11 protein-coding genes are annotated in these 14,545 nt (G+C 39.0%); 4 read left to right on the plus strand and 7 right to left on the minus strand.

What is annotated here, in order from left to right:
- Nucleotides 1-2: 2 nt before the first annotated feature.
- The 5 genes from D0T50_RS11755 to D0T50_RS11775 are packed head-to-tail and all read right to left on the minus strand — an operon-like array spanning nucleotide 3 to nucleotide 8,154.
- Nucleotides 3-677 carry an ABC transporter ATP-binding protein gene (locus tag D0T50_RS11755; RefSeq protein ID WP_163223726.1) on the minus strand — a complete coding sequence of 225 codons (675 nt, stop codon included), beginning with the start codon at nucleotides 675-677 and terminating at the stop codon, nucleotides 3-5.
- A 36-nt stretch (nucleotides 678-713) separates the two neighbouring features.
- A complete protein-coding gene (locus D0T50_RS11760) occupies nucleotides 714-3,077 on the minus strand; it encodes an ABC transporter permease (protein WP_163223727.1) in 2,364 nt (787 codons plus the stop codon).
- Nucleotides 3,078-3,100: 23 nt separating this feature from the next.
- Nucleotides 3,101-5,422, minus strand: a complete 2,322-nt coding sequence (locus tag D0T50_RS11765; protein ID WP_163223728.1) for an ABC transporter permease — start codon at nucleotides 5,420-5,422, stop codon at nucleotides 3,101-3,103.
- 1 nt (nucleotide 5,423) lies between these two features.
- Entirely contained in the window at nucleotides 5,424-6,674 is a 1,251-nt protein-coding gene (locus D0T50_RS11770; RefSeq protein ID WP_163223729.1) for an efflux RND transporter periplasmic adaptor subunit, read from the minus strand.
- A 13-nt stretch (nucleotides 6,675-6,687) separates the two neighbouring features.
- Nucleotides 6,688-8,154 (minus strand): TolC family protein, encoded by a 1,467-nt coding sequence (locus D0T50_RS11775; RefSeq protein ID WP_163223730.1) that lies wholly within the window; start codon nucleotides 8,152-8,154, stop codon nucleotides 6,688-6,690.
- A gap of 312 nt (nucleotides 8,155-8,466) precedes the next feature.
- On the opposite strand from D0T50_RS11775, the gene D0T50_RS13820 reads away from it, so the two are divergent.
- The 4 genes from D0T50_RS13820 to D0T50_RS11790 all read left to right on the plus strand — a co-directional run bounded on the left by D0T50_RS13820 (nucleotide 8,467) and on the right by D0T50_RS11790 (nucleotide 13,176).
- A complete protein-coding gene (locus tag D0T50_RS13820) occupies nucleotides 8,467-10,209 on the plus strand; it encodes a histidine kinase dimerization/phospho-acceptor domain-containing protein (protein ID WP_239058261.1) in 1,743 nt (580 codons plus the stop codon).
- A 7-nt stretch (nucleotides 10,210-10,216) separates the two neighbouring features.
- On the plus strand, nucleotides 10,217-10,462 hold the full coding sequence (locus D0T50_RS13825) for a HAMP domain-containing sensor histidine kinase (protein ID WP_239058262.1): 246 nt from the start codon (nucleotides 10,217-10,219) through the stop codon (nucleotides 10,460-10,462).
- A gap of 81 nt (nucleotides 10,463-10,543) precedes the next feature.
- Nucleotides 10,544-11,905 carry a sigma-54 dependent transcriptional regulator gene (locus D0T50_RS11785; protein WP_163223731.1) on the plus strand — a complete coding sequence of 454 codons (1,362 nt, stop codon included), beginning with the start codon at nucleotides 10,544-10,546 and terminating at the stop codon, nucleotides 11,903-11,905.
- Nucleotides 11,902-13,176 carry a PAS domain-containing sensor histidine kinase gene (locus tag D0T50_RS11790; protein ID WP_163223732.1) on the plus strand — a complete coding sequence of 425 codons (1,275 nt, stop codon included), beginning with the start codon at nucleotides 11,902-11,904 and terminating at the stop codon, nucleotides 13,174-13,176. Before D0T50_RS11785 ends, D0T50_RS11790 begins: the two co-directional genes overlap by 4 nt.
- A 17-nt stretch (nucleotides 13,177-13,193) precedes the next feature.
- On the opposite strand, the gene D0T50_RS11795 is transcribed toward D0T50_RS11790, so the two are convergent.
- Entirely contained in the window at nucleotides 13,194-13,568 is a 375-nt protein-coding gene (locus D0T50_RS11795) for a YccF domain-containing protein (protein WP_163223733.1), read from the minus strand.
- Nucleotides 13,565-14,125 (minus strand): epoxyqueuosine reductase QueH, encoded by a 561-nt coding sequence (locus D0T50_RS11800; protein ID WP_163223734.1) that lies wholly within the window; start codon nucleotides 14,123-14,125, stop codon nucleotides 13,565-13,567. The genes D0T50_RS11795 and D0T50_RS11800 overlap by 4 nt, the downstream gene beginning before the upstream one ends.
- Between the last annotated feature and the right edge of the window lie 420 nt (nucleotides 14,126-14,545).

The following is a 14,545-nucleotide window of genomic DNA, read 5'->3' on the forward strand; positions in this document are numbered from 1 at the left end:
GCTTACATACTTACTTCAGTAACTACCTGACCATCGAACAGGTTAATAATTCTGTCAGCATATCCCGCATCGTGTTGCGAGTGCGTTACCATTACAATGGTGGTTCCTTCTTTATTCAGTTCACCAAGTAAGCCCATTACCTCTTTTCCGTTCTTGGAGTCCAGGTTACCTGTAGGTTCGTCGGCAAGTATTAGTTTGGGGTTGGCAACTACCGCACGGGCAATGGCTACACGCTGTTGTTGTCCGCCCGAAAGCTGTTGCGGAAAGTGTTTACTGCGGTGTGTTATTGCCATTCGCTCCATAGCTTTCTCCACACGCTGTTTACGCTCGGAAGAGGAAATACCCATGTACAACAATGGTAGCTCGATATTTTCATACACATTGAGTTCGTCAATCAAGTTAAAGCTTTGAAATACAAAACCGATAACACCTTTACGCAGATTGGTGCGTTGTGATTCGGTGTACTTAGACACCTCTTTTCCATTAAGGTAGTATTCGCCACCAGTAGGATTATCGAGCAATCCGAGAATATTTAATAAGGTGGATTTACCACAACCCGAAGGTCCCATTACAGCAACAAATTCACCCTCTTTAATTTCGATGTTTACCTTGTTCAATGCCCATGTTTCTACTTCTTCCGTACGGAAGATTTTCTGAAGTTCTACTGTTTTAATCATGATGTAATTATTTTAATTGGTTTATTTTTTATCTTATTATTCACTCTTTACAACATCTGCCGGATTCTCCTTTGACGCTTTTATGATATGTCCCAGCACTGTAGCCATTACAAACAGCGTGGTAACAATCAGTACTGTTACAACTTCCAACCAGCCTACTGTTGCCCGCATAGGGAATTGTTGCATCCAGCTATGTACAAAGAGCCACGCAATAGGTATAAAGATAGCGTTGGCTATAACTGTAATTTGCAAATATTCAAATGCAAACATCCGGATGATGTTCTTTGTACTTCCACCCATAACCTTGCGAACAGCTATCTCTTTACGACGACGACGCATCGTAGAGTGTGATATGGAGTAAATGCCAAACAAAGAAATGATGACCGACAACGATGCCAGCATAATAAACAACCGCAAGCTACCCTCTTCCGATTTGTGCAAACTGCTGAGCACTTCTGTAACAGAACTTATTTTAGGTTCGGGATCGCTACTGGCAGCTACTTGTCGAAAAGCATCGAAGATTAACTGCTTACCCTCCTCTTCCTTATCGGGCGAAACACGGGCGTAGTACGCATATCCCCGATATCGTTGTCTATTATCGGGAAGTAACAATACCGGAATGACAGGGTGACGAAAGCTTGCCGACTGGAAGTTCTTTACAATGCCACTAATCGTTACTTCGCGCATACCATATTCTCCACTTCTATTTGTAGAGTAATCCCAATGACGAATTTTTGAACCAATCAGATTATCGCCACCAATAACACGAGCTGCTTCTTCGTTTATCAATGCGTCGGTCGCATCTCCAGCCAATAGATTGATTTTCATTGTAGCCAGAAATGCACTATCTACATCGAGCATCTGAAAATTAGGTTTGTAATCTTCCGGTTTACCTTCCCAATCAATGATATTGGTTGTGCGTGGTTCATGACTAATCAAGAAAATACCGGCAGCCGCAAACCGTTCAATCTGTGGAATAGTTTCAATCTGACGTACAGTCGCCTCTCTGTCACCATTGCTCATTCTGAAGAAAAGCAGTCCTTCTTTTTTAAATCCCAACTCCTTATTCATCATGTATTGAACCTGGTGACCAATGCTCAACGCACTAAAGATAAACGCTACACAAATACCTACCTGAAACGTCATTGCCACTTTTCTCGTCATAGATGCATGATGCGCCTGAACACCACCCGAAAGAGTCAACGCCGACCTTCGTATAAAAATGAGCAGGAGTGGATAGCAAAGCAGCAGCATTGTAATAAGACCAATAAGGTAAGCTATAAAAAAGTTTCTCCACAATCCATCGGGTAGCATTGTTATATTAAAAAAGGTAGAGAGTAGTGGCAATAATACCTCAATCATGCAGCATGACAGCAATAGTATGAAGAGGAATTGCAACACCACCTCCGTTAGTAGCTGCCCGATAAGCGTATGTTTCTTTGCTCCGATAGCATGTCGCAAACGCATTTCTTTGATGCGTTGGTTTACCCTGTTCATCCACAAATTGAGGAAGTTAAGGAATACACAAATGAGAAGTATAAAAGTAGTTGCCGCAAAGGTGCGGATATAGTTGATATTAAAAGAACCATCAGCAGCAAACGCGTGGCGTACTTCGGTTAGCGGAATAAGTTCAAGCTTCAGGTTTTCATTGAGTTTGTTATCTATCAAATAAGTAGAGATTTTTTCGCCAAATGCCTCTACATTCACATTTTCGTGCAAACAAATGTATATCCATACTTGAGATTGAGTCCATCTCCTCTGTTCTTCTATCCTATTTGCCCATCTTCGAGTCTGAATATCTACCATTAAGGCTTCTAGATCCTTAAAGTTGGAGTTTTCCGGGTAGTTTTCTATTACAGCAACCACTTCCAATGTCCTTTTATATCCTCCCTGTATTGTTTTCCCTATTGCCTCTTCAGGACTCCCCCAATGTTTCACAGCGTAAGAGCGCGTTATAACGAGGTCGGTTTCTTGCTGCATCAGGTCTTCGGCAGGTTTACCGCATATTACTTGTGGAGTAAAGTATTGCAAAAACCGTTCATCAACAAACTCCTCCAACAAAGGGTCGGCAAGCACCCTATCACCTTCTTTAAGTGTAGATCCATATCGACTATAAATAGGAATTACCGCTTCTATTTCAGGAAAATCGGTTTGAAGTGTCTGCATCAAGGCATAAGAGTTTTTATCTACCATCTTGCCTGTTTGTAATTCTACACCAACCACCTTATAAATATGCTTGGATTTAGGATAGAAACTATCGAAAGATGTTTCATACGTCAGCCATTGATAGCCAAAGAGAAAACTGACAAGCCCTATGGAAACACTCACAATGCTGAAAATGCTTTGAGCCCTAAACTTCAATAAGTTGCGAAGTGCTGTTTTAAGATAATGTGTAATCATTTTGTATTTGTTTAATGATACTGCTAATCGTTTTTAATTATATCGGCAGGGTTAAGTTGAGAAATACAACGAATACGATAATATACTGTAAAGAATACGATTAATGCGGAAGTAAAAAGCACACCCAACCAGAGCAAGGGGTCGTTAGGGTTAAGCACTATTTTGAAAAATTTCTGATTGATTGACATCAGATATATAACAAACCAACCGATTACCCCCGCAAAAAATACTGCAAGTACATAGATTGTTATATAAAGCTTACCAAACAGCCAATATATATATTTAATACTTGCTCCGTTTATTTTACGTATTGCTATCTCCTTTTGCCTACGTTCCGTATCAAGTGATATTGCTCCGTAGATTCCTAAAATAGATATTAATATACAGACAATCGCACAGATAGCAAATACCCTGAGTAGTATGTTAAAAAGAAAGACAATGTGGTTGTTGCTTTCTGTTGTGGTCTGTATAGGAAGATCAAAATTAACGGGTAAGAATTCCTGCATGAATGCAGAAAGTTCTTTTATTGCTTCATTTATATCCGCTGTAGGCTTAACTCGAATATGTATTACACTTAATAGTCCTTCAGTAAACGGAACATAAGCTGTATAGTTCTTACCCTCTTCCATTTTTACCGTACCTGTAACTGGATAAAACATACCATGATTCCCAGGCACACCATTCATAGTAGAATCGCGTTCCAGTAATCGTTTCAATTTATCATTTACCAAGCAAAAGTATTCATCACGAGACAACACTTCTTTTAGTTCTTTATAGCCAGTAAATGTTGCATAACCAGGCGTTACGCTTCCTATGGAAACACCATAGCTATACTCCCCTTGTTCAAAATCAACCAAATCATGTTTAATACCCCCTACAACTTCTGCCCAATCTTTAGACTGAACAAACTGGATTATGTTTTCTCCATTCTTACGTAATACAAAATCCTTATACAATCGCAACTCAATATCGCGTTGTGCATCTTTACCACCTACATGTGTTTCATATTCACCAGACAATGAATAGCTTTGCGAAATACAAGTACCAACAGCAATCAAAAATATGATAGCAATGAACAATTGAAAACCAAGCATCATATTACGCAGTCGATGTTTGCGTCCGGTACTATTACCACGCCGCATAATCATAAGCGTTTTGCTTAGCTTAATACGAACAACTGCTATGAATGCAACTACTGCACAGATTAATAAGATAATCAAACCATACTCTATATTATGTATCATAGCTTCGTGAGCATCAATAAAGAAAAATTGAAATTCTGTTGGTAATAAAGAATATAAGTATGGATAAAAAACTTCCGAAATAGGAACTAATACAAAAACTGCAATTATTACAATGATTGCCAACTCAGTAAACAGCAATATAAAGAAATGTACATTATTAGCTCCGACTGTTTTACGAAGGCTTAATTCTCTGTTCCGATTGATAAATGAACCTATCGAGAAGGTCAGGAAGTTGATAACGCCTGATAGCATCACCAAAAAGCCAATGAACCCGATAATCATCAATTGAATTGGTACACGACGCTGGTCTTTTATATAGTCAATTATCAAATTACTATATTGACCTTGCCATGATTTAACTTGTAATGATTGTAAACGGTCATTCAATTCGCTTAATTTTATTTTCTCTTTCAACATAAAGGTAGCTTCATTACAATCATCATTAAGCAATATAATATCTACCTTCCTATTAAACAATGTAAAGTTAGCATACCCAGGATAGTCTGCTATTACTCCTGCTATGGTATAAACTTGCTGGGGTTCCAAATCCGCATCAAAACGAGATACTACTGTAAATGTTTTCCCAACAACAGATTCCTGAAATCCGAGTGTGCGAAGAAATGATTGTGTTATCAAAGCAGAACGAGGACGAGAAGTACATAATTGTTCACTTCCTTCTAAAAACTTACTGGGATACATCTTTATAAAATTCACATTAGCGTTCATAGCCGTAGTATAATACAGCAATTCTTCGCCATCTTCACCGGATATTGTTATATTGTAGCGTGTCGGTGTGCTATATTGAGCAGCGTATTCAACCTCGTGTAAATCGAGTGCAAGCACCTGATCGATATCTTCTTTTCCGGCAGGCACATCCCTTGTAGGAGCCATCAAATGCGGACTTTCTCCATACTTCAAGTGTAGTTTTGCCATCCGTTCGAACTTAGGAAATACCTCGTCTCCTCGATATAAAGCACGGGCATAATAGTTCGTAGTTGTAAAGCAGAAAAGGCCAGCTACCAACCCTAAAACACTTATAATACTCTGTGCCTTGTGCTTAAAGACATTTCGAAACGCTACTGTCAAATAATGTTTTATCATACTATTTCAATATTAACTCTTGCGCCTCCCCAAAGGTATCATATCCTGTAGTGATAACAAATTCTCCCGGCTGCAAACCATCGATGATTTCGTATTGTTGCGGGTTCTGTCTCCCGATAGAAAGGGGAACTTTTATCGCTTTAGTTTTCGCGGCACTTACTTTATATATCCATTGTCCGCCAGTAGATTGATAAAAGTTTCCACGCGGAATAACAAGTGCATCTTCGGGTTGCCCCAGTTCTATTTGTACCCGAAAATTCTTTCCTACCCGTACATTATCAGGCATTTCATCGGTAAAAACTAAATCCACCTCAAACATACGCTCTTTTACCTCAGGTACTACCTTAGTTATTTTTAATGGAAATTTGCGTCCCTGATAAGTAATGGTAGCAGGCAGCCCGTTGATGATTCGATCGATGTAATATTCGCTTAGCGAGGTGTGTATTTTGAATTGATCGAGCACCTTTACCTCTGCAATGTTCTCGCCCGATGAAACCATCTGCCCGGGAGTTACTTTCACAAAACTGAGTTGTCCGTCAATGGGTGCCTTTACTACCATATTCTCCAGACGTTCTTGCGCACGCAGGTATTTTTTACGTTCACGCTCAATATCGTTCTTTATTAGATCTTTACGAATAACAGTTACAGCAGAGTCATAACGCAAGCTTTCGCGTTGTAGTTTGGCGTTTTGCGATTTATACTGGTACTCGTCTTCCGAAACTTCTAATTGCGCCTTACTCTTAATACCCATTTGAAATTCTTCTTTATCGAGTCCGAAACTCTTCTCCAAACGCGCCAGCTCATAATCGGTTTGCAGTGCTTGTTGCTTGAGATTCAAGCTTTTCTGCTCCATCTCTATTTCTTTCTCGTTGTAGGTGATGAGTTGCTTTTCCCAGTCATCGCGTTGATCTTCGATGCTGCGAATCAAATCCGGATTAGCAAGTACAAGAATAGTGTCTCCTTTTCGTAACATGCTTCCCTCCTCGCCCACAATACGCTCTACACTACCCGTTTCCCGACTGTTTATTCTTATGGTTAGTATGGGTTGTACAACACCCTCTACATCTACATACTCCATAAACTTATCATTCTTCACCTCTACGATTTGTAATTTTTCTATATCTATGCGGAGTCTACGAGGTCCTACCGAAAGAACAATTACATAAATCAGGAATGTAGCAAAGAGAGTTCCACCAGCTAAATAGTACTTATATCGAACGTACCAAGGTTTCTTTTCGAGTTTAATATCCATTGTTTCTATTTTATTATTTAATCAATTCATCTATATTAGTAACAATCTCCGTGTTGTGTTCAAAATCATACAGTGTGATACTTCGGAGCGTATAATACAAACTCCAATAGTTGTGCAGTGTGTTGATATAAGCACGGCGAGCAGAATCTTTTTCGCTAATGGAGGCATTCAAATCCAATATGGTGGATTTACCCAAAATATAGAGTCGTCGTGCTACATCATGGCGACGCTGTGCAGTTTCATCTGTACAAGCAGCTATCTTTACCCGCTGTGCTTGCAGGTTGAACTGTTTTACCAGTTTACGGATATTAAGTTCAAAATCTGTTTTATCTTGGTCTACCTGTGTGTAAACCAAATCGCGCTGCGAGCGAGCCACACGTACCCGCCCTTTTCCACGTCCCCAATCTAAAATAGGTAGCGATAACCCTAGTGTTACATACTGTTGTTCCAGTGGATTTTCATACGCTTGTTTTAGTTTGCTACCTGTTTGTGTAAGCCCGAAACGAAGATAAACATCTGCTTTAAGTCCGGCATTCGCTTTTGCCTGAGCCACAGAGCTTTCGCTTTGTAGTTTTCGTCGTTGCATATTAAGAATATCAGGACTGTTCTGACGTGCTAATGCCAAAGCTTCGGGTAGGTTTACAATGAAATCGGGCACTTGTTCGTCGACAAGCACTTTCAGCTCAACATCATCTTGTATACCGAGATAAGATCGCAGATTTTGCATACAATCATCTACTTCAATACGGGCATTTATTTGCTTGGTTTCTTCGGTTAGTTTGTTGATTTCGAGTTGTAACATTTCGTTCTCGGTAATAGTCCCAATACTATATCTACCTTGGGCAAAGCGATAAAGTGTATCTGCGGTAGCATAATTAAAGGAGGCAATATCATAGTTACTCTGTGCAACAGCAAGTGCAAAGAACATATTGGTTGCACGTGCCGCAACCAATTCGAGAGTTTCTACATAATTTTTGCGCGCTTCGCGGTAACGAATGGGTTCAATACGCTTGTCCCATTTCAGACTATTATATCCAAATAATGACTGTCGGTAACCCACGGTTATGGGCGACGTTTGCCAAGAGGTTACTTTATCATTAAGCATATCCATGCGTTGTACATCTGTTTCGACAAATAAGCTACCACCCGTCCACAGAATATTTTGTGTAAGCGTTAGTGCCAAATCCGTACTTAGCAAGTTTTGTTCTACGAACTTTACGGTTCCGTCACTCATTGTTACCTTATTAATAGCACGATTGAGATATGGATCGGAAGAAAGCGTGAGCGAAGGTAAGTAGTTGGCTTGGAAGTATTTGTAGTTCCAGTATTCGGAGCGAAAACTATGCCTTGCAGTTTGTGCATCGGGCGATGTTCTCTTAGCCTGCTGTATGGTATTTTCCAGTGTTAGTTCATTAGTAGGCGATTGCGCACAAATTAACGTTGCACTTAGAATAAACATGGATGTTATGTATCGTATCATTCAGGTAGTTTTTTTGATTCCTATGCTGAATACCAATCAAAACACATGCCAAATGAATAAACAATTAGCTATCAACAAATTACAGAATACATAAAAGAAAAACCCTGTGCATATTAGCACAAAACGAGTGCGATAACGAACATTTTATATGCTCATTGAAGCAGAAAGAACGAGAATTTATACCGTATTATTATGACGTTGATTATGAGTGTATGAGTCTATGTGTATATTTTTCTTCTTCTTGTATCAATTATTTTATTTTTTTGTATATATTTGTGCCGTTTAGTAAAACCACCTTTCGATTGAAAACACATGGAATATTATTCTGTAGTTATTGTTATCTTACTTCTCTTAGTTGTTGCGCTGGCTGCTGCATGTTTTTATTTTTGGAACAACCTAAATAAATGTAACTCAAAGCCACAACGAAATAACCAGCAAGTTTCTATCCCAAATCTTATCGAAGAGGTTGACGATGGATACCTATCTTTAGAAGTATTTGCCAAATCACCAAAGCTTGGCTTCTTGGAATATGACGTTGTAAAAGATTGTTTCAATTACCTACCTGATGAGATGTGTGCTCCTGCCGACTTCAACTGGCAACAATATTTAGACCGCATGCATCCGGACGACTGGCAAACTCCCGCACAATTTTTAATTGATGCTAAAGCGAATAAGGCAGATGACATGAAGGTGTGTTATCGTTTTATGCCCCATACAAGTACAGAATACGAATGGTTTGATACCACATTTATTGTTTCGCAACGCGATAAAGAAGGTAACCCTCTTAAAATATTGAAATTATTTTGGATTATAACCGAAGAAAGAAACCGTGAAGCAAAACTAACCTCACACATTGAATTCTACGAACAAACACTCTCCAAGCTATCTGTATACATGTTATTATACATAGTTGAGGAGCAACGGTTTGTTTTGTCGCACGATGCTGAGGATAAAAACGCGCCTAATTTCTCTCTTAAGCAATATATTGAAGAGATTACGCATCCTGACGATCAAGCCTACTTCAGCAGCGAATTTCAAGCTTATATTGATGCCGGGTATATTGAGGGAAAAACCTTCAACTTACGGTTCCGATCAAGAAGAACAAATGCCAGCGAGTATGAATGGATAGACTTTACCGGAGCAGCTGTAGAAGCAACAGGAAGTGGTAAAATCACCAAAATAGGTGGTATTATACAGGTTATCTCTGAGAAACTGGCTCAGGAAGCTAAGCTCAAGGAAACAAAAGAGATGTTAGAATTCTCATTAGAAGCATCAAATATCATACCTTGGGAAATCTTTTTGGATGAAAACAGATTCTACTCACCAGGTTTTATTCCACTTTCAGAGAACGCTACACAAACGATGGAGCAATATATGAAGGATTTCATCCTACCCGAATACCACTCTGTAGTATCTGAGAATATGAAAGCTATTCGAAAAGGTGAGCAAGAAAATGTTGACATAAAAATAAAAATAAAGATTCCGACTACCAATACTGTAGAATGGGTACATGTTGTGGGGCAAGTACTTAAAGGCAACAAGAATAGTATCGCAAAAAAAGTATTCGGAGTACTTCGCATCATCACAAAAGATGTAAAACGCGAACAGGAACTAATTAATTTACGTATCAAAGCGGAAGAAAATGACCGTATCAAGAGTGCGTTTCTTGCTAACATGAGTCATGAGATTCGCACACCACTTAATGCGATTGTAGGGTTCTCGCAAATGTTACCTCTTGCCGAAACACCCGAAGAAGCAGAAGAATACAACCATATTATTGCAGTAAATAATGAGTTGCTATTACAACTCATTAATGATATTCTTGATATATCTAATATCGAGACCAACCAGATGCAGTTTAATTTCCAAGAAACAGATATTTCCGAGTTACTACGCCAACTAGAAATGGCATATCAGGTGAAGATGCCAGAAGGCGTAGAGCTGATTTGTAACATTCCACAAGATAGCTTGGTGATGAACACAGAGCGCAACCGTTTGTCACAAGTAATAACAAACTTCCTGAACAATGCACTCAAATTCACCCAAAAAAGGTAGCATCACTATGGGATATGAAGTAACAGGTAAATTCTTACGCTTCTATGTGCGCGATACCGGTTCGGGAATTTCGGAAGAAGGACAGAAAAAAGTATTTGATCGTTTTGTGAAATTAGATGCTTTCGTGAAAGGAACCGGATTAGGGCTCTCTATCTGTCAGGCTATTGCAAAGCAGTTTGGTGGTGACATAGGCGTTACTTCTGAATTGGGTAAAGGAAGTGAATTCTGGTTTACGATTCCGACAGAAGATTAATTTGTGCGTTTACGCACATACAACACATTACCTTTATGTTTATATTTGTCGCGGTACTAAAAGCAACTACCGCATATAAAGATGAATAAACAAGGTAAAATTCTTATTATTGACGACAACAAAGATGTACTCTTTGCTCTCAACTTACTATTAGAACCTCACTTTGAGAAAATAATCGTAGCTACTACGCCCGAAAAGATATCTCCTTTCTTATCCATGTACAACCCCGATATTATCTTGTTAGATATGAACTTTAGCCGGGATGCTATCAGTGGACAAGAAGGATTTGAATGTTTAGAAAAAATCCTAAGTATAGATCCGCAGGCTATTGTCATTTTCATGACTGCCTACGCCGACACCGATAAAGCTGTACGAGCAATTAAAGCAGGTGCAACTGACTTTATCTCCAAACCGTGGGAGAAAGAAAAATTACTTGCTACCCTTTCTTCTAGTTTGAAACTGCGCAAGTCTCAACAGGAAATTAATGTATTGAAAGAACAAGTAGAACTCTTAAGTGACGATAACAAGGAGCAAATGATTATTGGCGAATCACCTGTTATGAAAGAAGTGTTCAGCACAGTAGAAAAACTAACTAATACCGATACAAACATCCTTATCCTTGGCGAAAACGGTACCGGTAAAGATGTTATAGCCCGCATGCTTCACCGCTATTCCCCACGTTCGATGAAGCCATTTATTACCATTGATCTTGGCAGCATCCCAGAGCAACTCTTCGAAAGTGAACTCTTCGGTTACGAGAAAGGAGCATTTACCGATGCTCGTAAAACAAAATCGGGACGTATGGAAGTTGCAACAGGAGGTACTCTCTTTCTAGATGAAATAGGTAATCTTTCTCTTCCTATGCAAGCCAAGCTACTTACTGCTATTGAAAAACGACAAATCACACGGTTGGGAAGTACACAAACACAACCTATTGACGTACGATTAATTTGCGCTACCAATGTAGATATCCACCAAATGGTAGAAGAAGAGCAGTTCCGTCAAGACCTACTCTACCGCATAAACACAATCGAAATACAAATTCCACCACTACGCGAACGAGGTAATGACATACTCTTGCTTGCCGAGCATTTCTTGAAACTATATGCGCATAAATACAAAAAGGAGATGCGTGGATTTACGCGTGAAGCCAAAGCCAAGTTGCTGAAATACTCTTGGCCAGGCAATGTGCGAGAGCTACAACACATCATTGAACGAACCGTTATTTTGAGTGATGGCTCACTGCTTCGTCCCGAACACTTCTTTTTTCATACGCCGCAGCGTAATCGCAAAGAGGATGAAGTATTGAACTTAGAACAATTGGAGAAACACGCCATTGAACGCGCTATGCGCTTAACTGATGGAAACATTAGTAAAGCAGCCGAACAACTTGGGATAACCCGTTTTGCCCTATATCGCAAATTAGAAAAGTTTAATCTATGAAACGTTACTCACTTTATGTAGCCTTGCATATTATTGCAATTGCTGGTTTGTCAGTACTTGCGTATAAACTATACGAAGCACAATTGTGGTTTAGTTTGTTGCTGGTTTGTCTGCTACTAACTGCCACCGGCACGCACCTTTACACGATGCAAATGAAATACCTTCGCATGGTTTATCGTCTAACGGACAGCATACGTTTTGATGACACATCGCAAAGTTTTCCTGTACAAGTAAAAAACAAAGTGATTCAGGAGGTATCCGAAGAATTCTCCAGTGTATTGAAAATATTTCGCAATCGCATGTTGGACGAGGAAGTCAAGCAGCAGTATTACGAAAATCTGCTCGGTAAAGTAGATACCGCCCTACTTGTTATTGATAAAGAAGGGAATATCGAATGGATGAACCAAACGGCTATATCACTATTTTCGACTAGTAAACAGATACCTCAGGATATTTTAGATGCAATAAAAAGCAACTCGCAGATTATTACTCACACAAAGAATGGTACCATACAAGAAATTACTGTTTCTTCGACCAGCTTTATTGCGCAAGGGGTCGAAAAGCTTTTAATTAGCTTAAAGGATATTCAATCTGTGTTGGAACGTAATGAAATGGAGGCATGGCAAAAACTAATTCGTGTACTAACACACGAGATAATGAATTCTATCACCCCCATCATCTCACTGTCAGAAACACTTAGCGAACGAGAATTATCCGAAAGTGTTGTGGAAAAAGATTATGCAGTGATGTTGCAAGCCATGCAAACGATTCACCGCCGCAGTAAAGGATTACTGAGCTTTGTAGAAAACTATCGCCGCCTTACGCGCATTCCACAACCGCAGCTAACTGTTGTTTCTGTCAATGGATTGCTTGCCGATATCAAGAAACTATATTCCGATTCTGCTATTGAGATTATTCCTTTAGCAATCGACAAAAACTTAGAGATTGACCGCACACAGATAGAGCAAGTACTTATCAACCTGATAAGAAACGCCAAAGAAGCTTGTGCCACAAATACAGATCCACATATAGTAATCAAAGCTGTTTATCTTCAGGATAAGAAGCAAGTGGAACTAAGTGTAGAAGATAACGGGGAGGGAATTTTACCCGAAGTGCTCGACAAGATTTTTATTCCGTTTTATACAACAAAAGCATCCGGCTCTGGTATAGGTTTGAGCTTATGCAAACAAATTTTGGCATTACACAATAGCCGAATTCGTGCACAGTCGGAAGTAAATAAAGGAAGTGTGTTTACGATTTCTTTCCGATAGCGAACTTGTTTACCTAGTTACTTGCTTACAACTTCTTTCCCAAATGGAGTTAGTGCCAATGCGGCAAGCTTAAAATGCTGACGACCAAAAGGAATACCTATTATTGTTATACAAAGAAAGAGACCAAACAAGAGGTGGGATATTGCAATTCCTAAACCACCTAGTAGTAACCATAACACATTCATCAACACGCTAAGACAACCACCGGAAGAAGGAGATGTACGTACTTCTTTGCCAAAAGGTAGTAGTGCTAATCCTGCTAATTTCATTGTTTGTATACCAAACGGTATACCAATAATAGTAATCATCATTAATAAACTGGCTATGATATATTCTATGCAAGTTATCAATCCGCCAAAAATCAGCCACAAAAGGTTTAATAATATATTCATTTCGTTTTCAAGGTGTTTTTACTGCCCATACTAAATTCGCATCCGCAGTATTGTTGATTATAAAAATTATGTTCTTTAAGCAGTATATTGCGTCGTTCGTATAGTCCGCCTTTTCGCCAATTCTTTTCCCAAAGAACTGTTTCGGGAACTTGTGTAGCCGCCCATATACCCGCTTCGGTTATTTGATTTAGGTTTTTCCACCGAGAAGATGCCAATGTTGTCGTAAACCTTTCAATACCCAGCTCTTTTGCCTTTCCTGCCGAAACGAGTAACCGCATTTTAAAACATTCCAAGCAGCGAGTACCTCTTTCGGGTTCAGCCTCTAAACCTGCAATACAAGACATCCATGCTTGATGATTATAATCACCATCGATAATATCAAGACCAAGTGATTTTGCATAACGCGTACACTCCCCTTTACGGATCTCATATTCTGCAAGAGGATAAATGTTGGGGTTGTAGTAGAAGATAACCGGATGATATTCATTGTGCAACATCCACTCAATTATAGCCGATGAGCAAGGAGCACAACAAGTATGTAACAGAATTTTTTCCATATAAGAAACTGTTTTTTACTTTCGGAGCTAAAGATACGACATTTAGAAAGAAACACATTCAGATATAATGCAGAATATAGTAAGAAGTGAAATGAGAAACATCCGTATCCTTGCTTCTGAATTATCAATTTTCAGCAATTATGTAAACTATTATCTTAATTATTATTGTAAAACAAACTTGCTGAAATTGCAATTTATTTACAAATAACCCCATCTAGAAGGTATTGTAAGGGGGTTTTTGTAAATGCAGCATTTGATGACTTCGAAATGCAGCAAACCACTTAATCGAAATGCAGTATTTCGATCACAACAAATGCTGCATTTGTAAGTGGCGGTTTGCAAGATGTTTTGGGGATATAAACAATATTTACTAATTAGACAAAAACCAACTTATATAAAAATGGAAGAAGAGATATTATC

This window comes from Bacteroides sp. 214 (genome assembly GCF_010501015.1).
In the GTDB taxonomy this organism is placed as follows: Bacteria; Bacteroidota; Bacteroidia; order Bacteroidales; family Bacteroidaceae; genus Bacteroides.

Coding starts and splice junctions, on each gene's coding strand:
- D0T50_RS11755 (WP_163223726.1), bottom strand. CDS start 677: ATGATTAAAACAGTAGAACTTCAGAAAATCTTCCGTACGGAAGAAGTA.
- D0T50_RS11760 (WP_163223727.1), bottom strand. CDS start 3,077: ATGATTACACATTATCTTAAAACAGCACTTCGCAACTTATTGAAGTTT.
- D0T50_RS11765 (WP_163223728.1), bottom strand. CDS start 5,422: ATGATAAAACATTATTTGACAGTAGCGTTTCGAAATGTCTTTAAGCAC.
- D0T50_RS11770 (WP_163223729.1), bottom strand. CDS start 6,674: ATGGATATTAAACTCGAAAAGAAACCTTGGTACGTTCGATATAAGTAC.
- D0T50_RS11775 (WP_163223730.1), bottom strand. CDS start 8,154: ATGATACGATACATAACATCCATGTTTATTCTAAGTGCAACGTTAATT.
- D0T50_RS13820 (WP_239058261.1), top strand. CDS start 8,467: ATGGAATATTATTCTGTAGTTATTGTTATCTTACTTCTCTTAGTTGTT.
- D0T50_RS13825 (WP_239058262.1), top strand. CDS start 10,217: ATGGGATATGAAGTAACAGGTAAATTCTTACGCTTCTATGTGCGCGAT.
- D0T50_RS11785 (WP_163223731.1), top strand. CDS start 10,544: ATGAATAAACAAGGTAAAATTCTTATTATTGACGACAACAAAGATGTA.
- D0T50_RS11790 (WP_163223732.1), top strand. CDS start 11,902: ATGAAACGTTACTCACTTTATGTAGCCTTGCATATTATTGCAATTGCT.
- D0T50_RS11795 (WP_163223733.1), bottom strand. CDS start 13,568: ATGAATATATTATTAAACCTTTTGTGGCTGATTTTTGGCGGATTGATA.
- D0T50_RS11800 (WP_163223734.1), bottom strand. CDS start 14,125: ATGGAAAAAATTCTGTTACATACTTGTTGTGCTCCTTGCTCATCGGCT.